A 20,601-nucleotide genomic window follows, 5' to 3' on the forward strand; every position below is an offset into this window, starting at 1 on the left:
CAGCTTATCTGTTCTTATATGGTATATGATTCTCCGCAAAAAGTACATGAATGCAGAAAAAAGGAATAATAGCGCCCTATTATTCCGGTACATCTGCTTTTTTTTCTTTTAACGTCTTATGTGCTTCTTCCACTATACGGCTGATTTCCTCCTCAGGCAAGCCAGCGCCTTCTTGACCTTCTCCCGGCCAGTGCAAATGGAGGAGAAATTCAATATTTCCGTCTCCTCCCGTAATTGGAGAAAATGACAGGCCTTTGCAGATATAGCCCTCGCCAGCCGAAAAACTGACCATGCGCCGCAGGACATCTGCATGCACCTTCGGATCTCTGACAATGCCTTTTTTGCCGACAGATTCCCGGCCTGCTTCAAACTGAGGCTTGACAAGCGCAATACAATCGCTGCCCGGTACAAGCAATGTTTTTAAAACGGGCAGGATCAGCCGAAGTGAAATAAAGGATACATCAATCGTAGCAAACTCCGGCATGCCATTTGTGAAGTCTGCCGGAGTCGCATAACGGAAATTCGTGCGTTCCATCACGACGACGCGTTCGTCCTGTCTTAGCTTCCATGCAAGCTGATTATAGCCTACATCCACCGCGTACGACTGTTTTGCGCCGTTTTGCAGAGCACAGTCTGTAAAGCCGCCGGTGGAGGAACCGATATCAATCATAATTTTGTCCTGAACAGAGACAGGAAATTCTTTCAGCGCTTTTTCAAGCTTTAAGCCGCCTCTGCTCACATATTTCAGCGGGTTTCCTTTGATGGTCAACGGAAGCTCGCGGTCAATTTTTTCTCCAGGCTTGTCCAAGCGGTTTTCATTCGAATACACGATCCCTGCCATAATGGCCCGTTTCGCTTTTTCCCGCGTTTCCGCAAGCCCTCTTTCCACTAGTAATACATCTAATCGTTCTTTCTTAGCCGTCATGATCCAATTCCTTTATGTGTCTTCGGCGGTGCCAGCAATCGAATTCGGTCTGCCACCTGCTGTTTCGTTAATCCTATTTCTTCAAGAAGCGCCGTTACGCTACCATGTTCTATAAATCGATCCGGTATGCCCATTCTGTCGATCGGCGTATGATACATTCCCTGATCATGAGCGAATTCTAAAACCGCGCTTCCGAATCCGCCTTCTAAGACCGCTTCTTCAATCGTTAGAATCGGCAAGCCTTCATTTAGTATGTCCTTCATCATCTTTTCATCAATCGGCTTAATGAATCGCGCGTTGACGACACGTACGGAAAGGCCTTCTTTTTGCAGCTCTTCAGCAGCTTCAAGCGCCATTTCAATTGTTGTTCCAAATGTTAAGATGACCGCGTCGCTCCCCGGACGCAGCACCTCCCACGTGCCGATTGGGATCGTTTTAAGCTGTTCATCCATTTTGACGCCGAGGCCGTTTCCGCGCGGAAAACGCATGGCGATCGGACCGTCGTCATAGCTGAGCGCTGTATGAACCATATGCTGCCCTTCATTTTCATCCTTTGGCATCATTAAGACCACATTTGGAATGTGGCGCATAAACGCGATATCAAATACGCCTTGATGCGTCTCGCCATCTGCACCGACTAATCCGGCACGGTCAATTCCGATAAACACATTGGCGTTTTGACGGCAGATGTCATGAACAACCTGGTCATATGCACGCTGCAGGAAGGTTGAATAGATAGCCAGAAACGGCTTCATCCCTTGTAATGCCATAGCGGCTGCCATTGTAGCGGCATGCTGCTCTGCAATTCCGACATCGAACATTCGGTCAGGAAATTCCTGCGCAAAGCCTTCAAGCTTCGAACCGACAGGCATTGCCGGCGTTATCGCCACGATTCGCCCGTCCTCACGTGCCATTCGCTGTACTGTGCCGCTGACAAGGCTGCTCCATGCAGGCGCTGCGGCTTTTGGTTTTACAAAGTCACCTGTATTAATTTTATATGGGCCGGTTCCGTGCCACGTACCGGTCGTATCGGTTTCAGCAGGTTTGTACCCTTTTCCTTTTTTGGTGATCACATGCAGCAGGACAGGGCCTTTTGTTTTTTTAGCGTATTGAAGATTCTCAATCAGCTCATGATAAGAGTGTCCGTCCACAGGGCCTAAATAAGTAAATCCGAGTTCCTCGAAAAACATGCCTGAGACAAGCATATACTTCAGGCTGTCTTTGACACGTTCTGCCGTGGCGGCAAGCCTGCCCCCAACAGCCGGAATCTTCTTAAACAGGTATTCAAGCTCATCTTTCACCCATTGGTATTTCCCGGCTGTTCGCAGCCGTCCGAGCATGGAATGAATAGCACCGACATTCGGAGCGATACTCATTTCATTATCGTTGAGGATAACAATCATGTCTTTTTTCTCGTCACCGATATGGTTCAGCGCTTCAAGCGCCATTCCGCCGGTCAGCGCACCATCACCGATAATCGGAATGATAAACTCATCCGTCCCTTTAATATCGCGAGCGGCCGCCATCCCCATCGCACCTGACAAGGAAGTTGAGCTGTGACCGGTTTCCCATACGTCATGTTCGCTTTCGCTCCGCTTCGGGAATCCGCAAAGCCCTTTATACTGACGAAGGGTCTCAAATTCTTTTCCCCGGCCCGTCAGCAGCTTATGGACATAAGACTGATGGCCTACATCCCACAAAAACTTGTCTTTCGGGCTGTTAAATTCCTTATGCAATGCAACGGTAAGCTCAACGACACCCAAATTAGGGCCAATGTGACCGCCAGAAGCCGATAAAGTCGTAATCAGAAACTGACGGATTTCATCACTTAATTTCTCTAATTCATCAATGGACATGTTTTTTAAAAACGACGGGTCCTGTATTGATAAAAGATCCAAAGCGGATCAACTCACTTTCAGCATGAATTTCTGCATTGATATATGTCTTAAATGCCGAGCTGAACTCAGATCATTTCTCAGGCATAAAAAAAGACAAACGCGCTCTTCCTTTTGATTTTCATCGAAACTGCTTACATTTTACCATATGTCGTGCAGCCGCTTCAAATAAGGATCGTTTTAGTGGTCTCTTGCCGCAATTAAATCACAAAGCTCATACAAAAGGTCTTTTTGAAGGGAGAGCCCGTCGATCAAGCGCTTTGCTTCTTTTATGTGACCGTCCAATTTCTTTTTGGCCCCTTCCAGTGACAGAAGTGACGGATAAGTCGATTTGTCGTTCGTTGTATCCGAGCCGACACGTTTGCCGATTTTCTCTTCACTGCCTTCTACATCTAAAATGTCGTCTCTGATTTGAAAACCGATTCCAATGTGGCTGCTGAAGACGCGCAATGTTTCAATTTCTTCCTCAGGCGCATCCGCCAAAATAGCGCCGGCGATGACGCCAAAACCGAGCAGTTTGGCTGTTTTCCGTTCATGAATGGATTCAAGTTCTTCAAGCGTGACCTGACGGTTTTCTGCTTCCATATCGGCAATCTGCCCCCCGACCATGCCCTCGGTTCCCGCTGCTGAAATCAGTTCATTCACAAGACGAAGCCGCTTTTCTGCGGATACTTCGTCTGACACATGGGACGTAATCAGCTTAAAGCTTTCCGTCAGCAGCCCGTCTCCCGCTAAAACAGCCGTGGCTTCACCAAATACTTTATGGTTTGTCGGCTTTCCGCGGCGCAGATCATCATCATCCATGCAAGGCAGATCATCATGAATTAATGAATACGTGTGAATCATTTCAACAGCGCACCCGACTGGGATACCGTCTTTTTCACTTTTTCCGTACGCATTCAAAACCGCCAGCACGATGAGAGGCCGCAGCCGTTTCCCTCCGGCCTCAAGAGAATACAGCATAGATTTTTTTAATGAATCCGGGATATTAAGGTTTTCTGTATATACAAAGAGCTGTTTTTCAACCGTTTTTTTACGCTCCGCCAGAAAGCTAGCTAATTTATTTGTCACCTTCGTCTTCCTCCTGAACACTAAAAGGTGCCAGTTCGCCGTCTTCTTTTAAAATGAAGTCCATTTGCTTTTCTACTTTTTGAAGCTTTTCATGGCACATTTTTGAAAGAGCCATTCCTTCTTGAAAGTAGTTAATTGCTTGCTCCAGAGGCACATCGCCTTCTTCAAGCTTTGATACAATGCTTTCTAAGCCTTTCATCGCTTCTTCAAACGTCATATTTTCATTTTTTTTCATGTCTGTCATTTTTCTTCCCCTCTCTTATTTAATACTTCACAGGTCAGCACGCCATCCTTCAGCTTTACCTCAAGCTGGTCTTTCTCTTCGATCTGACTGACGCTTTTTATGAGTTCATCTTCCTTATAAGCCAAGCTGTATCCTCTTTCCATAATTTGAAGGGGACTTAGCGCGTTCAGCTTGCCAAGAACGGTTTGAAACTGAGAATGCAGCTGCTTCATTTGGATATTCATATTTTTTTTCAGCTGATTCGTCTGATCCTCATACCGTTTTCTCGCCTGTTTCAGCTGTTCATGGGGATGCAGCGCCTCTAATCTGTATGTTTCGCGCTCAAGCTGTCTGCTTTTCCGGTCCAACAGCGCGGTAAGCTGAGCTTGAAACTGCTGATATGCAAGGTCAAACTGCTGCTCTTTTTGCTCAAACAGCCGCTTAGGAAAGCGAAATGCATATGAGGATTGAAGTGTTTGAACCCGTTCTTTTTTTTGGATGAGATGCTGCTGCATCGCTCTTGTCATTCTGACTTCCGCCGTTTTCGTCCGTTCAATTAAATCAGTGGTATGGGGCACTGCAATCTCAGCTGCTCCTGTAGGTGTCGCCGCTCTGATATCCGCAACAAAATCACTGATGGTAAAATCCGTCTCATGCCCGACTGCCGAAATGATCGGTATGTTGGAAGCAAAGATCGCACGCGCTACGATTTCTTCGTTAAACGCCCACAGTTCCTCAATCGATCCGCCGCCTCTTCCGACAATTAATACGTCGCACGCCTGTTTTTCATTCGCCTCTTCAATGCGCCTAACGATTGATCTGCTCGCATTTTCACCCTGAACGAGCGCTGGAAGAACAATGACTTTTACAAGGGGATATCTTCTTTTTAGAGTTGTAATGACATCTCTGACAGCAGCACCTGTGGGTGATGTCACAACCCCGATTGTGGCTGGAAATGCGGGGATTTGTTTTTTGTAGCGTTCGTCAAATAAACCTTCTCCGGCTAGCTTCTTTTTTAATTCTTCATACGCTAAATAAAGCGCTCCGACCCCGTCAGGCTGCATTTCTTTTGCATATAATTGATAGTTCCCGCTCGGTTCGTATACGGAAATTCCGCCTCTCACCAGCACTTTCATACCGTTTTCAGGTTTAAAAGGAAGACGCTCGCTCTGTCTGGCGAACATGACCGACTGCATCCGGGCGTTTTCGTCTTTTAACGTGAAGTAAATATGGCCTCTCGTGTGTATCTTTACATTCGATAATTCGCCTTTAATCCAAATATTTTCAAGGTGAGGATCTACATCGAATTTTCGTTTTATATACTTTGTCAGCGCTGAGACAGTAACATACGCTGTTTCACCCATGTCTCAAACTCCTCTCGTAAGCATTCCTGCACCATAACTAAAGAAAACCCGCTCTGGCTTAAGGAGCCTGAAGAAGCGGGTATCGTGCTCATTATCCAGAGGCAGGGTTTTTAGCCTGTCTCTGAATATCTCCAAAGATCTATGATAACGTACGTTTCGCAGATTTAACAGTATTATGCGCAAGCATCGTGATGGTCATAGGACCGACTCCGCCCGGAACGGGTGTAATAAAGGATGCTTTTTCCTTCGCACCTTCAAACTCAACGTCTCCGCAAAGCTTTCCGCTTTCCAAACGGTTAACGCCGACGTCAATAACGATGGCGCCTTCTTTCATCTGGTCAGCAGTGATGAAGTTGGCTTTACCGACCGCCACCACCAGGATGTCCGCTTTTTTCGTATGTTCAGATATATCTTTTGTTCTTGAATGACAGTATGTCACTGTCGCGTTTTCATTTAATAAAAGCTGGCCGACAGGTTTACCGACAATATTGCTTCGGCCGACTACAACAACCTCTTTACCGGAAAGGTCAATATTGGTTTTCTTCAAAAGCTCAACAATTCCGTGCGGCGTGCAAGGAAGAAATGTATCTTCGCCTAGCAGCATTTTCCCTACATTTAACGGATGAAAACCGTCTACATCCTTATCAGGAGAAATACGTTCAATCACCGCTTTTTCAGAAATATGGTCTGGAAGCGGAAGCTGAACGAGAATTCCGTGAAACTCAGGGTCTTCATTGTATTTGTCAATAATCGAAAGCAGTTCAGCTTCTGTGAGGCTGCTGTCGAATTGATCAAGCTTAAAATTCATGCCCATTGTTTCTGCTGCTTTTTTCTTTCCCCGCACGTAAGAATGAGAAGCTGGGTCATCTCCAATCAAAATAACCGCCAGGCCGGGAGTGACGCCTTGCTTTTTAAGCTCTTCTACTTCTTTTGCCAATTGTTCGCGTTTTTCTTTTGCCGTTTCTTTTCCGTCGATGATTGTTGCAGTCATTTTCTTTCCTCCTATGATTGTTCAATATCAGATTTAATGTTAGAAAGAACCCCGTTTACAAATTTTGTCGCTTTGTCATCACCAAACCGTTTCGCCAGCTCAATCGCTTCGTTCATGGAGACATTTACCGGAATGTCTTCGGCATATGCCATTTCGTATGCTGCCAGACGCAAAATAGCACGGTCAACATTGGCAATCCGGTCAAGCTTCCAATTCACCAGATGTTTCGAAATCATTTCATCCAGCTGAACCTGGTGTTCAAGTACACCGTATACAAGCTTTTCAAAGAAAGGATCTGTCTTTTCTTCATCTAATGCGTGTTCAATGGCTTCATTCACTGCAATATCGCTGACATCAATTTGAAATAGTGCCTGCAAAGCTTTTTCTCTTGCTGTTCTTCTTTTCATTTTCTTTCTCCTTTGATCCTCTTTATCCGCTTGTCGTTAAGCCATAAAGAGATCATAACATATTTTTTTCGTATCCGCATATTGAAATCAAGGTTTTTCGACCCTATTACCGAATATTTTTACACACCTTCATATGATCATTCGGATTTCACGATCATGAAGAAACTCGGCTGCCTTGAGCCGGCTTTCTTCATGCTTTGAAATAAAGGGTAACGTGTAAAAAAACCAAAGGGCCGCCCTCCCCTTGGTTTCCTGTTAAGCCATTTACATTTCTTCGTCGATTTCGACTTCCTGGGCTTTTGTGTCAAATTGAATGCCGACGATGTGAATATTGATCTCGTTAATTGAAAGAGACGTCATATTTAATAAGGTTTGACGAATGTTTTCCTGAACGGCCGCTGCGACTTTCGGAATGGAAACGCCGAATGCGACAACACAGTAGACATCGATCGTAATTCCGTCATCCGCTAAGTCGACTTTTACGCCTTTGCCGTGGTTTACTTTGCCGAAGCGCTCGACGACGCCTGTCGCAAAGTTCCCGCGCATTTCAGCAACGCCGTCAACTTCTGAAGCTGCGATACCGGCAATCACCTCAATGACTTCCGGCGCGATCTCAACCTTACCTAAATGCGTGTCTTCATGATCCATTTTAAGCAAGCTGTTGTCTTTCATTCAATTCACCTCCGTAAAAATTATGAGCCCATTACATCATATGTTTCTAAAAACTTCGTATTAAACTCTCCGCTGACAAATGTTTCGTGTTCAAGCAGTTTGATGTGGAACGGGATTGTTGTTTCTATGCCTTCGATGACGAATTCGCTTAATGCGCGCTTCATGCGGGCAACCGCTTCATCTCTCGTTTTTCCGTATGTGATTACTTTCGCAATCATGCTGTCGTAGTACGGAGGGATGGTATAGCCCGGATACGCGGCTGAATCTACACGGACACCTAAACCGCCCGGCGGCAGATACATTTTGATTTCACCAGGTGACGGCATGAAATTTTTGCTTGGGTTTTCCGCATTAATTCGGCATTCGATGGCCCAGCCTTCAAATAGAACATCTTCTTGTTTGAGGCTGAGTTCCATTCCTGATGCGACTTTGATTTGTTCCTTAATCAGGTCTGTTCCTGTCACCATTTCTGTGACTGGATGCTCTACTTGAATTCTTGTGTTCATTTCCATGAAGTAGTAGCGCTGTTCTCTGTAGTCATAAATAAATTCAACTGTGCCCGCGCCTGTGTAGCCAACTGCTTTTGCAGCCTTCACCGCTGCTTCACCCATCTGCTCTCTGATTTCTGAATCAAGCGCAGGTGATGGTGATTCTTCCAAAAGCTTTTGAAGGCGTCTTTGAATCGAGCAGTCGCGTTCGCCCAAATGAATGGTATTTCCATAATTATCGGCAAGCACTTGGATCTCAACATGACGAAAATCCTCTATGTATTTTTCGATGTAAACTCCAGGATTTCCAAATGCAGTTGCAGCTTCCTGCTGAGTAATCTTAATGCCGTTAATCAATTCCTCTTCGGTGCGCGCAACCCTGATTCCTTTTCCGCCTCCGCCTGCGGTGGCTTTTATAATTACAGGATACCCAATTTCATTAGCCAGCGAAACCGCTTCTTCCACATTTTCTATAATTCCTTGTGAACCTGGAACGATCGGCACGCCCGCCTGTTTCATCGTCTCCCGCGCAACGTCTTTTGTTCCCATTTTTGAAATGGCCTCAGCGCTTGGTCCGACAAACGTGACATTCACTTCTTCACATAATTCCGCGAAGTCGGCGTTTTCAGCTAAAAATCCGTATCCCGGATGAATAGCGTCTGTGCCGGTAAGCTTGGCGACACTTACGATATTTGTAACGTTTAGATAGCTGTCTTTTGATGCTTTCGGTCCGATACAAAAAGCCTCATCAGCCATTTGCACATGCAGGGCATCTTTATCAGCTTCTGAATAAACAGCGACAGTCTCAATGCCGAGCTCTTTGCAGGCTCTGATGATTCTGACAGCAATTTCTCCTCTGTTGGCGATCAATAGCTTTTTTATCATGTTAAGTCTCCTTACTCTGCTTTTACAAGAAATAGAGGTTGTCCATACTCAACCAGCTGGCCGTTTTCAACTAATACTTCAACGATTTCGCCTTTTACTTCCGCTTCGATTTCGTTGAATAGCTTCATTGCTTCCACAATGCAGACAACTGTGTTTTCATTTACTTTAGAGCCTGCAGTTACATAAGGACCGGCTTCCGGTGATGAAGAAGCATAAAATGTTCCCACCATCGGCGATTTGATTTGATGCAGGTTTTCATCTTGTTTCGGCGCCTCTTGTGCAGGTGCCGCCGCTGCTTGCTGCGCTTGCGGCTGTGCCGTTTGCGGAGCCGCTGCTTGTACAGGTGCTGCCGGTGCTTGCTGCATCACTTGTACTGTACCCGCTTCGTGTTTTTTCAGTTTTAGGGAAACACCTTCATTTTCATATACGAATTCATCAATTGAAGATTCGTCAATTGTTTTAATCAGCTCATGGATTTCTTTAATATTTAACATTCAATCGCACTCCTATGTATTGAAATTTCTTTTTTATAGGTTACTACTAAAAGTACATACTATGTTTATCTTACAGGAGCGGACTTTTGAATTCAACTCTAATATGATTGGCATGCAAAAAGCCCGCGTTTCGGCGGGCGGTTGTTCATTAACTATTTGGAAGGCTCGAATGTGACAGCAACGTCTTTCATCGTTTTAATTTCTTTGGCAACAAGGTCTATGATGGCTGTAGCTTTAGATTTGGAGTGTTTGTCAGACTTGACCGTAATGTTGATTTTGTCTCCTTCAGCATTTACGAGGGCATCTTCATAGCCTTGTGTTTTAATCAGTGTTTCAAGCTGTTTTTCTGTTCCTTCCGCTTCACTGAGGGCTGTCATTTTATCATATGCTTCGCTCTTTTCCTTTGCTGTCGCATCGTCGCTGGATACGATCGCATTCAGTTCTTCCCTTTCCTTGCTTCTGGCATCCTCTAAATCAAGGCGGTACGTTGTGAAGAGATCATCATCGGCGGTTTCGGTCACAACTGTTCCTTTTTCACTCGCTTCAGCGGAGGTTTCTTTGTCTGATGAAGAATCTTTCGTACCCTTTGTTCCGTCTTCTTTCTCTGTTTCAGCACCGTTTTTTTCCTTTATGTCTTCCTTGGCAGGTGTTTTTTCAGTTGCTACCTCACCGCTGTCTGACGGGCTTTTTTCACTTTGCATCTGCACCGCGTTTTTACTTTCCGGCGACATGATATAATAAACACTTAACACCACAACAAGACTGAGCATGGTTAACAGCCAAACGGTTTGTTTTTTGAGCATTTATGAATCCTCCTTTATTTTTTTAGGGGCAACCGCAACCCGGTGGCTTGGAACATCCAGGACCCGTGTCACCGCTTCAATAATGGTTTGTTTTATTTGAACGTTGTCCACTCCTTGAGCAACAACGAGTACACCGCGTATATCAGGTTTTTTCGTTTGAACGACAACAGGGGTTTCTTTATCCCCATTCCTGATCATGACGATTTCTTCCTCTGATGTTTGATCCGTCACACTTCTAGTTCCGCCTTCTTTGTCTGTTTCTTCAGTTGTTGTATTTTTGCTTGATTTGTTTTTTTCATAAACCTTCAGTGACGTTGCGTCTACATTGACCACAACCGAGACATCCTCCACGCCGATAATGGTTTCAAGAATTTCCTTCAGCTGGTTTTCATATTCTTTTTCATAATCGCCAATAGAGTTTTTAGGATCATCAGATTTAGAGGCTTTAAACACTTCAGCTGTTTTCTCTTTGCTGTCCGCCGAATCAGCTGATGCCGGTGCTGTTATGGTCTGGGCGTTTTCCGTTTTCTCCGGTGAAGAAAAGAGCTGGCTGACTAGCATAAAGGAGACACCGAGAACAAAAACGAACAGAAAGTAATGATATTTGGTCAGCTTCGGTTTTTCGCCGTCCTTCGATTGCCCCGGAAGAAACTGCTTTTTCAATACGTTCCATAATCCGTTTTTATTCATTGCCGATCCTCTCCCCGCCTTCCATATGAACCGTAATTTTCTCACTGCCGATTTCCCAAATGTCCGCAAGCTTTGTCTCAATCTGTTTAGCTTCTTTTTGTTCCGCTTTTTCTTTCGTGACGTATGCATGATCCGTATTAATGTCGATCGGCGCGACCGTTTGGACCGTTTTTTCAGAAGACGGGGCCATATACACGCTGATTGTTTTGATATCCTCTTCTGAATCTACTTTTTCTCCTGCCGTGATCTTGATTTGGTCTACTTTATATTTGTCATGACTGAACATCTCCTCCGCTTTCTTTTTTAGTTGGACAGCCATTTCTTCTAAAATATATGCGCGCTGGGAAGCTTGTATTTCTATTTTTTTTGAATTGATCTGATTTTTTATTTCGGCAGATTCCGATTGCCCGTTTTTTGTGAGGTATTCAAAGATGACTTCGGGGTCTGTTTTGAAAAGCTTAAAGATTGGAGTAAGCATGACGACGATCAGCAGCAGGCTGACTACCATTTTTGCGTACTTTTGCATGCTGGAGCTCGGCAGCAGCATATCAATGACGATTGCAAATAGGATAAATAAGACGATGCTGGTAAGCCATTCAGTTAAAAAACTCATCCGTCAGCCTCCTTTATTTCATCATCATCGTGAGGTTTCCGGCAGTAATAATGACGGTAAGGCTTAAAAAAAACATGAGAGACACAATAGCGAGAGCCGCAAAAATATAAATGACGCTTTTGCTGATGACATCGAGACAGGTAATGACCGGACCGCCGCCGAGCGGCTGGAGAATCGCGGCTGCCAGCTTGTAAATAAAAGCGAGAGAAAGCACTTTGATTGCCGGGAAAGCCGCAATACAAATCAAAATGGCGACACCCAGGATTCCCACCGTATTTTTCAGCAATAAGGAAGCGCTGATCACTGTATCCGTTGCGTCAGTAAACATTCTTCCAAGAACAGGAATGAAGTTACCGGTAATAAACTTAGCCGTCCTGAGCGTAATGCCGTCTGTCACTGCCGCCGAGGCACCCTGCACAGAAATGACGCCGAGAAACACAGTGAGAAAGACTGCCAGCGCTCCGATGGCAATATTTCTGAGAAGATTGGACAGCTGCGTTACTTTGTATTGTTCAGTCATTGTACTGACGATGCTCAGAATCGCTGATAAGAAAATCAGCGGCATGACGATATTTTGAATCAGCAGACCGCTCGTATTCATTAGAAAGAGAATAACAGGATGAAAGAAGGCCGCAGATACAGCTCCTCCAGAGGAAGCCAAAAGCGCCAGCAGGAGAGGAATGAGAGCCAAAATAAAACTGGTCATCGTCTGAATCGCCTCTGTCGCATAATTGATCGCTACATGAAAGCTGTTCAGCGCAAGGATAATCAGCACCATATAAACAATTGCGTAGGCAACCTTGCTGACTGTGCTTTGCTGAAATGCATTTTGCAGGAGCTGAAGAATGACGCAAAAAATCGTCAGCAAAATCAACGTGCCGAGAAGCTTTCCATTGGCAAGCACTTCATGAAACAAATAAGAAAAGAGAGCCTTCAGCCATTCTTGCGGTGAAAAGGATTTATCACCGTTTATAAACTCAAGCAAACTTCCTTTTTGACTTTCCGGCAGAAGCCCGCCGTACTCTGTCATTATGTCATTCCAAAATTCACCGATCTTGTCTGTTTCAAGCGACTCAGCCGTTTTTTCAGCCAATTGCTCCGGCGTTTCGGTATGTTCTTCTGTTTGGACCGAATCGTCTTCTGCTTGTACAATTTCTGTGCAGCCGAATATGAGCAGCACAGCAAGAACCAATGCCCATCGAAAACGCTTCAATCTGCCGCCTCCTTTCGATTATGACATGGAAGGTATAAGTCCGAGAATCGTTTCAATAATCACGGTTAAAATAGGAACAGCCATAACGAGAATCAGAATTTTCCCCGCCAATTCTATTTTCGAGGCGATGGCCCCTTGACCGGCATCCTTGGTGAGCTGCGCCCCGAATTCAGCAATATAGGCGATTCCGATAATCTTTAAAATCGTTTCAACATATACCATGTTGACATTGGCGTTAACGGCTATTTTTTCAATCATTCTGATAATGTCATAGATTTGATCTACCAAATAGAGAAAAATAACACATCCGGCAAATACGACAATTAAAAAGGCAAATGTCGGCTTTTGTTCTTTTACGATCAAAGAAAGGAAGGTGGCGATCAGCCCTAAACCTACAATTTGAACAATGTCAATCTGTAAGCCCCCCTATCCTTGAAATAAAAACACAGCTTTTATCTTTTTAAAGAGGTCATCCACAATGGTGGCGACCATAAATAAAATATAGATAAAACCTAACAGCGTCACCCACTGGGCGTATTCTTTTTTTCCCATCTGATCCAAAATCGTGTGTAAAAAAGCGACCACGATTCCCACTCCGGCGATTTGAAAAATGACATTCACGTCTACTCCCATTTTATTTTTGCTCCCCTCACGTTTACATCAATAGAAGAATGAGTAACAAGCCCGCTAAAAAGCCTAAACTTTTTATCATCTTTTCATTTTTCGCTTGTGCCTGCTCAGCATCCGCTTCCGATGCCTCTAAGTGTGTAAGTGCCAGCTTGATATGTTTTTGCTGTGAGATTCGATCGTGAATCCCAAGCGTCTCGCCGAATTGCTTCAGCACATCATATTCGGCTTTTTTCAGTGACATGTTGTCCCACACTTTTTTTAAGCTTTGCTCCCATGCCGTTTTAGCGGAATCACTGCCTTTCTCCAGCTGTTCGCTAAAACTGAGAAACAGAGCCGAAACAGGCTGTGCAAGCTGTTTTGCGATCTGCTGTGAAGCGGTGTGAAGCGGTGTATGGCCGTACATAATTTCCGCCTCAAGGGATTGGAGCGCCGCACGCAGCTGACGGATTTGCCTTGGCCGTTCTGTATAAATTTTCGCCGTCTCGAAACCTGTCCATGTTGTCGCAGCTACAATAAATACAGCGCCTAACAGCTTCAGCATGTTTTCACGTCCCTCGTTCCCGAAAGCACGTTTCCGTCTTTGTCATAAATACGGCTTACCGTGCCCGGTCCCTTCGTTCTGGATAATTCCAAATAGCGGTCAAAGGCTTTTTCTTCCCACAGACGCTTTAATGAAGGCCGCTTCATCAGATCAGAAATACTCCAGCCATGCGCGGATACAATGACCGAAACACCGGCATGCAGCGCCTCGAGAAGTGCTTCTGTATCCTCCGTTCTTCCGATTTCATCAACGATTATCACCTCGGGACTCATTGACCGGATCATCATCATCAGCCCCTCAGCCTTCGGACAGGCATCTAACACGTCAATTCTCTGTCCGAATTGATGCTGCGGAATGCCGCGCAGGCACCCGGCAATTTCCGACCGTTCATCGACAATGCCTGTCTTTACGGGCGGAATGCGGTTCTTGCCGCTGCTCGCAAGTCTGGCAAGATCCCGAAGCAGCGTTGTTTTACCGGTTTGCGGCGGACCGATAATCAATGTATTCAGCCAGCCGTTTTGATGCAGATAAGGCAGCAGCGGTTCTGCAATTCCAAGCTTTTGCCGGGCAATTCGTATATTAAAAGACGCAATGTCGCGGAGGCCCTTCACCCCTCCGTTTTCTGTAATGACTCTGCCTGCAAGTCCGACTCTGTGGCCGCCCCTGATGGTGACATACCCTTTCTTCAGCTCTTCTTCGAGCGTATACATACTATAATTGCTCAGCCGGCTGAGGATCAGGTGGGCATCCTCGGCCGTGCCCGCATAGGACAAAAAAAGAGGTTGTCCTTTTCGTATCAGTTCAACAGGGCGGTTAACCCGAATTCTGATTTCTTCGATTTCCAGCCATTGATGTTCCGGTATTTCAGAAAGGGCGTTTTTCATGGATTCAGGGAGAACGTCAGCAATTTCATTCAACAGAGTCTCCTCCTTTCTACCGATCGGCTTCTTTAAAATGTATGATGTGAGGCAGACTTTATGACAAGCCTCTCTTTATTTGTGGACACCCGCTAAAATCAACACGACACCCGTAAAAATCAAGATCAGTTTTGCATATGACAGCTGCCCGGCAATTTGGTAGATTCCCACAGTCATGGTGATGATAAAAATCAGCGGACCTACAATAGCAAGAATGCTGTTGACCACAACCGCTTTGCGGACATCATTTGTCACAAGCATCACAATCGCGGCCGTCAGCTCAATCATGGAGGATAAAACTCGCAATCCGGCCATTGTCAAAACAGTAGAATTGATATTTCCAAGAAAAAATTTCATAGCACTCTCCCAACCTCCCATTTTTTTATATGATATGCTCTAGCTGTCGGAAGTAGTCTTGCCATTTTCGTATAAAAGAAAGATTCTGTTTTTGCGCACAAAAAAGCCTGCTCCCAATTGGGAACAGGCCTCTTTTTTCTCCTTACGCTCTTGAAACGTAAGAACCATCTGATGTGTTGACTACAAGAGTGTCGCCTTCATTGACAAAGAACGGCACGTTTACAACAAGACCAGTTTCGGTTTTCGCAGGTTTTGTACCGCCTGATGCCGTATCACCTTTAATACCAGGTTCAGTCTCTACCACTTTCAGCTCAACCGTGTTCGGAAGTTCGATACCGAGTGTTTCATCTTGGTACATCATGATGTGTACAGACATATTTTCAAGCAGATATTTTAATTCCTCTTCAATTTGAGTTTCACTCAGTTCAAGCTGTTCATAAGAACTTGTATCCATGAATACGTGCTGGTCTCCGTTTGCATATAAGTATTGCATTGTTTTTGTTTCGATTTGCGCTTTTGCCACTTTTTCACCAGCACGGAATGTTTTTTCCTGAATCGCGCCAGTACGCAGGTTGCGAAGTTTTGAACGGACAAATGCCGCACCTTTACCCGGTTTTACGTGCTGGAAGTCAACGACGCGCCAAATGCCGCCATCCACTTCGATTGTTAATCCTGTACGGAAATCGTTTACTGAAATCATGTTTAATGTCCTCCTATATTCCAATCACAAAATAATGAGTTCTTTTGGGGAATGGGTAATTGTCCGGTTGCCGTTTTCTGTCATCACGATGTCATCTTCAATTCGGACACCGCCTGTTTCTGGTATGTAAATGCCCGGCTCCACTGTAACCACCATGCCCGGTTCAAGGATAGCTGAAGATCTGACGGACAGCCCCGGCGACTCATGAACTTCCATGCCGAGCCCATGCCCGGTTGAATGGCCGAAGTACTCGCCGTAGCCTTTTGCAGCGATATGATCCCTTGTCAGGGCGTCAGCCTCTTTGCCTGTCATGCCCGGCTTAATATGTTCGACGCCGAGTGCCTGAGCATCAAATACGACCTGATAAATTTCTTTCAATTGATCACTAGGCTGGCCTACAGCGACCGTTCGGGTAATGTCAGAACAATATCCTTTATAGTAAGCGCCAAAATCCAGCGTAACAAGATCCCCGCTTTCAATCAGTTTGTCACTTGCCACTCCATGGGGAAGGCTTGACCGAAGGCCCGAGGCGACAATCATATCAAAAGAAGAGCTGTCCGCTCCTTGGCTTCTCATAAAAAACTCCAATTCATTGGCAACAGCTATTTCAGAAATGCCGGGTTTCATAAACGTCAAGATATGGCTGAAAGCATCATCTGCAATCTTCGCAGCTTCCTCTAATATCTTAATCTCTTCATTAGACTTAATCAAGCGCAACTTTTCCACGGATTCAGCCACAGGCACTAATTCAGCCTCACTGACAACCGCGTTGTAGGACGCGTATGTGCCGTAGGTCATACTGTTTTGTTCAAAACCGAGACGTTTGATGCCGAACTTTTCAATTGTGTCGGCAGTGGTTTGAATCAGGCTGCCGCCGTGCTCAATGATTTCAAAGCCCTTTACCTGAACCTTCGCCTGCTCCGTATAACGGAAATCCGTAATAAACGCAGCCCTGTCTCCGGATATGACAGCTAAGCCCGCTGACCCTGTAAAACCGGTCATATAGCGCAAATTGATGCTGCTTGTAATCAGCATTCCGTCTATTCCCAGCTGTTCGAACAAGTTTCTTAATTTCTCAAGTTTCATCTTTATTCTCCCCCTTGCCGGCTTAATAAATAGCGAACAGCAAGCTTGTAGCCTTCAGATCCGAGGCCGACAATCTGCCCTTTCGCAACAGGAGCGATCACTGACTGATGCCTGAATTCTTCTCTGGCGTATAAATTTGATAAATGCACCTCAACCACAGGAGGGCTGATGCTTGAAACAGCATCCCTGATTGCATAGCTGTAATGGCTCAGCGCGCCCGGATTCAAAACAATTCCGTCATATTGTTCCTCAGCCTCGTGTATGGCGTCTATCAAGTCGCCTTCATGATTAGACTGGAAAAAAGTAAGCTGAATATGTAAGGCTTCAGCAAATTGAAAAAGATCTGTTTCAATATCTGTCAGTGTGTGACGCCCAAATACATCCGGCTCACGCTTTCCCAGCCGATTGACATTCGGGCCGTTCAAAATCAAAAAATGAGGCACATGGCTCTCTCCTTTTCGCGAGGGTTTCTCATGTAAAAAATGTTCACTTCTCGTGAACATTTTATCATAACAAAAAAGGATAATACACTATTCTCTCTGTGTTCCCAGCGCACGTGCCAGCTTTTCCGAGTTCAGCTCATTATATTCAAATGAAATTGAATATCCGACAAACAGCCCGTAAAGCAGATAGATGCAAATTGTTGTAATAATCGTATCTGATTTCAATTCAGTTACGGCGCGCACATCCTGGAAAATCGGATTAAACACAAAAAACACGAGCAGCCAAAGCAGCAAGCCGTATAACATACCAGGCCACATCGTTTTCAAGCGTTTCAAGAGAAGATAATAAAGAAACGCCCCGCCAATCGAAATGATGCCAATCACAATGATGCTGATAATCGTTCCTAAACCATGTTTTTTCCACTCTCCGAGTACAAACGGCTGCAATATCATATTGGGGCTGATTTCGGAAAAATGAAATAAGTAGGCGATATAACCGACGAAACTCCATAATACGCCTCCGCAAAAACCCGTCGCCGCTACCCTGCCGCCCATTGGCACAGGCGGTCCCTGATCCTCTTTTGTTTGTTCGTTTTGATCTGTATTTTTTTCACTTGTCATAACGGCCACCTCCTTGTTAAAGTGTGCCCAAAAAATGAAATGTCAATAAAAAAGCTCACACATTTTGACAGCAGCGAGTAAAATTTGAAAATAACGGGTATACTGCATATAGAAAAAGCAAGGCTCTGGCAAATTTTCAGCCCGTCAATCTAGAGGTTTCGCGCTGTTTCCTGTACAATAGAGTGAAAGGAAATAGTTAGCAATCCTAAAGAAATAGGCAGGTTGATGAATATGTCAAAACATAAAATTCCGCCCGCTTACGGCGGGCAGGCGGTTGTGGAAGGCGTTATGTTTGGCGGAAAACAAAATTACGTTACGGCCATACGAAGAACAGACGGAAGCATTAATTTCTTCAAGCTTCCCCGGAAACACAATCCGAAGCTGAACAGGGTAAAAAAAATACCATTTATAAGAGGGATCGCGGCTATTATTGAAGCGAGCGCTAACGGCACAAAGCATTTGAATTTCTCGAGTGAACGCTATGGACTTGATCCGTCTGAGGACGAGACGCTTAAGGAAGAAAAAAAAGCCTCGGGGCTGTCAATGTATCTCAGCCTTGCAGTGATCGGCGTCTTATCATTTTTGTTCAGTAAATTCGTATTTACATTGGTTCCTGTTTTCTTAGCTGAACTGACAAGACCGGTTTTTCCATCGGACACAGCGCAAATCGCAGTTGAAAGTCTATTCAAATTGATTTTGCTGCTCGGTTATATTTATTTTTTATCCATGACACCGCTGATTAAAAGAGTGTTTCAATATCATGGAGCCGAACATAAGGTCATAAACTGTTATGAACAGAATTTGCCAATTACTGTAGAGAACGTTCAAAATCAATCACGGCTTCATTACCGTTGCGGGTCCAGCTTTATTTTATTCACCATTATTGTCGGTATGTTTGTATACTTGCTTGTTCCGACAGATCCGCTTTGGTTGCGTGTTATAGATCGTGTCGCTCTCATACCGGTTGTACTTGGGATTTCCTTTGAAGTGTTGCAGCTGACAAATAAAGTGCGTGATATTCCCGGTTTGAAATGTCTCGGGTACCCGGGCCTCTGGCTTCAGCTGTTAACGACGAAAGAACCTAAGGATGACCAAGTTGAAGTTGCAATCGAAAGCTTTAACGAGCTTCTCAGACTCGAAGAAAGATCTGAACAAAAAGAGCAGCCTTCTCACAACGTCATCTAATATCCGTTGCCCTGCTATTACTTTCGGAGGTGGACAGTTATGAATCATCGTGTACAACCTATTATTGCTGTATTAATTGCGCTGGGAGCGTTCGGTTTCCTCTATGTGCTGGTAACCAATCCCGGAGAAATGGCAAAAATGGCGATAACCGTCATCTTGGCAGGTATCATTATTTATTTTATTGTGAAATATGTAATGAAGCGAAATACTGGCAGTGAAGGAGCGGCTTTTAAAAAAGCGGCCAAACAATCGCGGCGCCGGCTGAAAGAACAAAAAGCAAAGCACCGTGCCGGGCATAAAGGACGGGTAAGCCATCTTCGAAGCGTTCCGAGCGCCAGCAAACCTAAGCCGATGATTCTCAAGAAAAAAAGCCAGACGCAGCTGACTGTCATAGAAGGGAAAAAAAATAAAAAGAAAAACAGAGCGCTTTTTTAATAGGTCCACTGCTTTAAAAACTGCTCTGTCCGACTTTTACCTAGCTCAATCAGGGCTAGTTTTTTTTGTTGTGTTAAATGAAATTCGGTCGCCATCACGTTGTCAACCGGAAGAAAAATGATATTTTGCTCATAGCGTGACGCGATATGTCTTGCGTCATGCGCATCCTTCATCGTTTCAAACAGAGCGCCAAACAGTTCGAAAGCGTTTCCGATATTTTTTTTCGGCCGCTCCCTTTCATTCGGCGCAAGCGTCACACCGATAACAGGTCGTTTTCTTTCTTTAGAAAACAGCCATATGGGAAAATTGCTTAAAACGCCCCCATCCACTACGGTGGCAGTTCCTGTATCTGTTTTTAATTTTATTGGTTCAAAAAAATAGGGAATGCTGCAGCTCATTCTTACCGCTCTGGCAACCGGAAACATATCCGGATTTAACCCGTAGCGGACCAAGTCGTCCGGCAGTACGATCATTGTACCGTTTGTCAGATCCGAAGCGATGAGCCGCAAAGAGCCTTTTTTCAAATCGCCAAAGACGCGTACGCCTTTCGCTCTTAAAAGGTCGGCGATCCACTTTTCTAATGTGTCTCCTTTAAACAAGCCCAAACGCCAGTAAATGGACACCCATTGGAGCATTTTTAAGGGGAGAAATGAGTATCGCTGGTCCAGCAGCCTCTCTCCGTCCACTTCTTCAATCAAAGCGTGAATTTCCTTGCTTGAATAACCTGATGCAATAAAAGCGGCAATAACGGCGCCGGCGCTTGTGCCGGCAAGCCGTGCAAAGCGGAAGCCTTTTTCCTCAAGCGCTTCATAAGCGCCGGCAAGCGCCACGCCTTTTACCCCTCCGCCAGAAAACACACCGTCAATATACATCCCATACCCTCCCCCTCCATCCAATGGTTTACTATCATTTTAAGAAAATACGCGAAGAAATAGACCAATGAATGAAGCAG

At 45.0% G+C, this 20,601-nt stretch carries 26 protein-coding genes; 2 read left to right on the plus strand and 24 right to left on the minus strand.

The annotated features are described in order from the left end of the window. Nucleotides 1-79 precede the first annotated feature (79 nt). The 23 genes from MTN95_RS15425 to MTN95_RS15535 all read right to left on the minus strand — a co-directional run bounded on the left by MTN95_RS15425 (nt 80) and on the right by MTN95_RS15535 (nt 18,029). Nucleotides 80-925, minus strand: coding sequence for a TlyA family RNA methyltransferase (locus tag MTN95_RS15425; RefSeq protein ID WP_248338861.1), 846 nt, complete (start codon nt 923-925; stop codon nt 80-82). Next, on the minus strand, nt 922-2,823 hold the full coding sequence (gene dxs / locus MTN95_RS15430) for a 1-deoxy-D-xylulose-5-phosphate synthase (RefSeq protein WP_248338863.1): 1,902 nt from the start codon (nt 2,821-2,823) through the stop codon (nt 922-924). Before dxs ends, MTN95_RS15425 begins: the two co-directional genes overlap by 4 nt. Nucleotides 2,824-3,000: 177 nt before the next feature. Continuing rightward, nucleotides 3,001-3,891 carry a polyprenyl synthetase family protein gene (locus MTN95_RS15435; RefSeq protein ID WP_106020083.1) on the minus strand — a complete coding sequence of 297 codons (891 nt, stop codon included), beginning with the start codon at nt 3,889-3,891 and terminating at the stop codon, nt 3,001-3,003. Further along, nucleotides 3,881-4,135 (minus strand): exodeoxyribonuclease VII small subunit, encoded by a 255-nt coding sequence (locus tag MTN95_RS15440; protein ID WP_010334887.1) that lies wholly within the window; start codon nt 4,133-4,135, stop codon nt 3,881-3,883. The genes MTN95_RS15435 and MTN95_RS15440 overlap by 11 nt, the downstream gene beginning before the upstream one ends. Continuing rightward, a complete protein-coding gene (gene xseA, locus MTN95_RS15445; protein ID WP_024122011.1) occupies nt 4,132-5,478 on the minus strand; it encodes an exodeoxyribonuclease VII large subunit in 1,347 nt (448 codons plus the stop codon). Before xseA ends, MTN95_RS15440 begins: the two co-directional genes overlap by 4 nt. A gap of 139 nt (nt 5,479-5,617) precedes the next feature. Then, entirely contained in the window at nt 5,618-6,469 is an 852-nt protein-coding gene (gene folD / locus MTN95_RS15450; protein ID WP_024122012.1) for a bifunctional methylenetetrahydrofolate dehydrogenase/methenyltetrahydrofolate cyclohydrolase FolD, read from the minus strand. Between the two features lie 11 nt (nt 6,470-6,480). Then, nucleotides 6,481-6,876 carry a transcription antitermination factor NusB gene (gene nusB, locus MTN95_RS15455; RefSeq protein WP_024122013.1) on the minus strand — a complete coding sequence of 132 codons (396 nt, stop codon included), beginning with the start codon at nt 6,874-6,876 and terminating at the stop codon, nt 6,481-6,483. A 264-nt stretch (nt 6,877-7,140) separates the two neighbouring features. Further along, a complete protein-coding gene (yqhY, locus tag MTN95_RS15460; RefSeq protein ID WP_010334891.1) occupies nt 7,141-7,548 on the minus strand; it encodes a fatty acid biosynthesis protein YqhY in 408 nt (135 codons plus the stop codon). 20 nt (nt 7,549-7,568) lie between these two features. Next, nucleotides 7,569-8,921, minus strand: a complete 1,353-nt coding sequence (accC, locus tag MTN95_RS15465; protein ID WP_202853065.1) for an acetyl-CoA carboxylase biotin carboxylase subunit — start codon at nt 8,919-8,921, stop codon at nt 7,569-7,571. An 11-nt stretch (nt 8,922-8,932) separates the two neighbouring features. Further along, nucleotides 8,933-9,415, minus strand: a complete 483-nt coding sequence (gene accB / locus MTN95_RS15470) for an acetyl-CoA carboxylase biotin carboxyl carrier protein (protein ID WP_105991974.1) — start codon at nt 9,413-9,415, stop codon at nt 8,933-8,935. A gap of 152 nt (nt 9,416-9,567) precedes the next feature. Next, nucleotides 9,568-10,218: a SpoIIIAH-like family protein gene (spoIIIAH, locus tag MTN95_RS15475; RefSeq protein ID WP_248338866.1), complete on the minus strand. Its 651-nt coding sequence runs from the start codon at nt 10,216-10,218 to the stop codon at nt 9,568-9,570. Further along, nucleotides 10,219-10,908, minus strand: coding sequence for a stage III sporulation protein AG (gene spoIIIAG / locus MTN95_RS15480; RefSeq protein WP_010334895.1), 690 nt, complete (start codon nt 10,906-10,908; stop codon nt 10,219-10,221). Continuing rightward, nucleotides 10,901-11,521, minus strand: a complete 621-nt coding sequence (gene spoIIIAF, locus MTN95_RS15485) for a stage III sporulation protein AF (RefSeq protein WP_105991975.1) — start codon at nt 11,519-11,521, stop codon at nt 10,901-10,903. Before spoIIIAF ends, spoIIIAG begins: the two co-directional genes overlap by 8 nt. 13 nt (nt 11,522-11,534) lie before the next feature. Next, complete coding sequence (gene spoIIIAE / locus MTN95_RS15490; protein ID WP_202853064.1) at nt 11,535-12,734, minus strand: stage III sporulation protein AE; 1,200 nt, start codon at nt 12,732-12,734, stop codon at nt 11,535-11,537. An 18-nt stretch (nt 12,735-12,752) separates the two neighbouring features. Beyond that, nucleotides 12,753-13,148, minus strand: coding sequence for a stage III sporulation protein AD (spoIIIAD, locus tag MTN95_RS15495; RefSeq protein ID WP_081638335.1), 396 nt, complete (start codon nt 13,146-13,148; stop codon nt 12,753-12,755). 12 nt (nt 13,149-13,160) lie between these two features. Beyond that, the gene (gene spoIIIAC / locus MTN95_RS15500) at nt 13,161-13,367 is read right to left on the minus strand and encodes a stage III sporulation protein AC (RefSeq protein WP_003153142.1); all 207 of its coding nucleotides are present in this window, start codon (nt 13,365-13,367) and stop codon (nt 13,161-13,163) included. Between the two features lie 22 nt (nt 13,368-13,389). Then, nucleotides 13,390-13,905 carry a stage III sporulation protein SpoIIIAB gene (gene spoIIIAB / locus MTN95_RS15505; protein ID WP_024122020.1) on the minus strand — a complete coding sequence of 172 codons (516 nt, stop codon included), beginning with the start codon at nt 13,903-13,905 and terminating at the stop codon, nt 13,390-13,392. Continuing rightward, nucleotides 13,899-14,822, minus strand: a complete 924-nt coding sequence (gene spoIIIAA, locus MTN95_RS15510; RefSeq protein ID WP_044154635.1) for a stage III sporulation protein AA — start codon at nt 14,820-14,822, stop codon at nt 13,899-13,901. Before spoIIIAA ends, spoIIIAB begins: the two co-directional genes overlap by 7 nt. A gap of 75 nt (nt 14,823-14,897) precedes the next feature. Continuing rightward, on the minus strand, nt 14,898-15,179 hold the full coding sequence (locus tag MTN95_RS15515) for a YqhV family protein (protein WP_010334901.1): 282 nt from the start codon (nt 15,177-15,179) through the stop codon (nt 14,898-14,900). 142 nt (nt 15,180-15,321) lie between these two features. After that, nucleotides 15,322-15,879, minus strand: a complete 558-nt coding sequence (efp, locus tag MTN95_RS15520; protein ID WP_024122022.1) for an elongation factor P — start codon at nt 15,877-15,879, stop codon at nt 15,322-15,324. A 24-nt stretch (nt 15,880-15,903) separates the two neighbouring features. After that, entirely contained in the window at nt 15,904-16,965 is a 1,062-nt protein-coding gene (gene papA / locus MTN95_RS15525; RefSeq protein ID WP_105955587.1) for an aminopeptidase PapA, read from the minus strand. 2 nt (nt 16,966-16,967) lie between these two features. Continuing rightward, nucleotides 16,968-17,408 carry a type II 3-dehydroquinate dehydratase gene (gene aroQ, locus MTN95_RS15530; protein WP_024122024.1) on the minus strand — a complete coding sequence of 147 codons (441 nt, stop codon included), beginning with the start codon at nt 17,406-17,408 and terminating at the stop codon, nt 16,968-16,970. A gap of 87 nt (nt 17,409-17,495) precedes the next feature. Continuing rightward, the gene (locus tag MTN95_RS15535) at nt 17,496-18,029 is read right to left on the minus strand and encodes a YqhR family membrane protein (RefSeq protein ID WP_069487192.1); all 534 of its coding nucleotides are present in this window, start codon (nt 18,027-18,029) and stop codon (nt 17,496-17,498) included. A 231-nt stretch (nt 18,030-18,260) separates the two neighbouring features. Between MTN95_RS15535 and MTN95_RS15540 the strand changes: the two genes are divergently transcribed. Further along, the gene (locus tag MTN95_RS15540; protein WP_248338868.1) at nt 18,261-19,214 is read left to right on the plus strand and encodes a DUF1385 domain-containing protein; all 954 of its coding nucleotides are present in this window, start codon (nt 18,261-18,263) and stop codon (nt 19,212-19,214) included. 39 nt (nt 19,215-19,253) lie between these two features. Continuing rightward, nucleotides 19,254-19,649 (plus strand): SA1362 family protein, encoded by a 396-nt coding sequence (locus tag MTN95_RS15545; RefSeq protein WP_044154629.1) that lies wholly within the window; start codon nt 19,254-19,256, stop codon nt 19,647-19,649. Here the strand turns inward: MTN95_RS15545 and MTN95_RS15550 are convergent. Then, a complete protein-coding gene (locus MTN95_RS15550; RefSeq protein WP_024122028.1) occupies nt 19,646-20,521 on the minus strand; it encodes a patatin-like phospholipase family protein in 876 nt (291 codons plus the stop codon). The two genes, MTN95_RS15545 and MTN95_RS15550, sit on opposite strands and share 4 nt — an antisense overlap. Between the last annotated feature and the right edge of the window lie 80 nt (nt 20,522-20,601).

The organism is Bacillus sp. 2CMS4F, from assembly GCF_023161785.1.
Taxonomy (GTDB): Bacteria; Bacillota; Bacilli; order Bacillales; family Bacillaceae; genus Bacillus; species Bacillus halotolerans.

What these genes read in the sequence shown, in the direction of transcription:
- MTN95_RS15425 (WP_248338861.1), bottom strand. Translation starts at nt 925, where the DNA reads ATGACGGCTAAGAAAGAACGATTAGATGTATTACTAGTGGAAAGAGGG.
- MTN95_RS15440 (WP_010334887.1), bottom strand. Translation starts at nt 4,135, where the DNA reads ATGACAGACATGAAAAAAAATGAAAATATGACGTTTGAAGAAGCGATG.
- xseA (WP_024122011.1), bottom strand. Translation starts at nt 5,478, where the DNA reads ATGGGTGAAACAGCGTATGTTACTGTCTCAGCGCTGACAAAGTATATA.
- folD (WP_024122012.1), bottom strand. Translation starts at nt 6,469, where the DNA reads ATGACTGCAACAATCATCGACGGAAAAGAAACGGCAAAAGAAAAACGC.
- nusB (WP_024122013.1), bottom strand. Translation starts at nt 6,876, where the DNA reads ATGAAAAGAAGAACAGCAAGAGAAAAAGCTTTGCAGGCACTATTTCAA.
- yqhY (WP_010334891.1), bottom strand. Translation starts at nt 7,548, where the DNA reads ATGAAAGACAACAGCTTGCTTAAAATGGATCATGAAGACACGCATTTA.
- accC (WP_202853065.1), bottom strand. Translation starts at nt 8,921, where the DNA reads ATGATAAAAAAGCTATTGATCGCCAACAGAGGAGAAATTGCTGTCAGA.
- accB (WP_105991974.1), bottom strand. Translation starts at nt 9,415, where the DNA reads ATGTTAAATATTAAAGAAATCCATGAGCTGATTAAAACAATTGACGAA.
- spoIIIAH (WP_248338866.1), bottom strand. Translation starts at nt 10,218, where the DNA reads ATGCTCAAAAAACAAACCGTTTGGCTGTTAACCATGCTCAGTCTTGTT.
- spoIIIAG (WP_010334895.1), bottom strand. Translation starts at nt 10,908, where the DNA reads ATGAATAAAAACGGATTATGGAACGTATTGAAAAAGCAGTTTCTTCCG.
- spoIIIAF (WP_105991975.1), bottom strand. Translation starts at nt 11,521, where the DNA reads ATGAGTTTTTTAACTGAATGGCTTACCAGCATCGTCTTATTTATCCTA.
- spoIIIAC (WP_003153142.1), bottom strand. Translation starts at nt 13,367, where the DNA reads ATGGGAGTAGACGTGAATGTCATTTTTCAAATCGCCGGAGTGGGAATC.
- spoIIIAB (WP_024122020.1), bottom strand. Translation starts at nt 13,905, where the DNA reads ATGCTGAAGCTGTTAGGCGCTGTATTTATTGTAGCTGCGACAACATGG.
- MTN95_RS15515 (WP_010334901.1), bottom strand. Translation starts at nt 15,179, where the DNA reads ATGAAATTTTTTCTTGGAAATATCAATTCTACTGTTTTGACAATGGCC.
- efp (WP_024122022.1), bottom strand. Translation starts at nt 15,879, where the DNA reads ATGATTTCAGTAAACGATTTCCGTACAGGATTAACAATCGAAGTGGAT.
- papA (WP_105955587.1), bottom strand. Translation starts at nt 16,965, where the DNA reads ATGAAACTTGAGAAATTAAGAAACTTGTTCGAACAGCTGGGAATAGAC.
- MTN95_RS15535 (WP_069487192.1), bottom strand. Translation starts at nt 18,029, where the DNA reads ATGACAAGTGAAAAAAATACAGATCAAAACGAACAAACAAAAGAGGAT.
- MTN95_RS15540 (WP_248338868.1), top strand. Translation starts at nt 18,261, where the DNA reads ATGTCAAAACATAAAATTCCGCCCGCTTACGGCGGGCAGGCGGTTGTG.
- MTN95_RS15545 (WP_044154629.1), top strand. Translation starts at nt 19,254, where the DNA reads ATGAATCATCGTGTACAACCTATTATTGCTGTATTAATTGCGCTGGGA.
- MTN95_RS15550 (WP_024122028.1), bottom strand. Translation starts at nt 20,521, where the DNA reads ATGTATATTGACGGTGTGTTTTCTGGCGGAGGGGTAAAAGGCGTGGCG.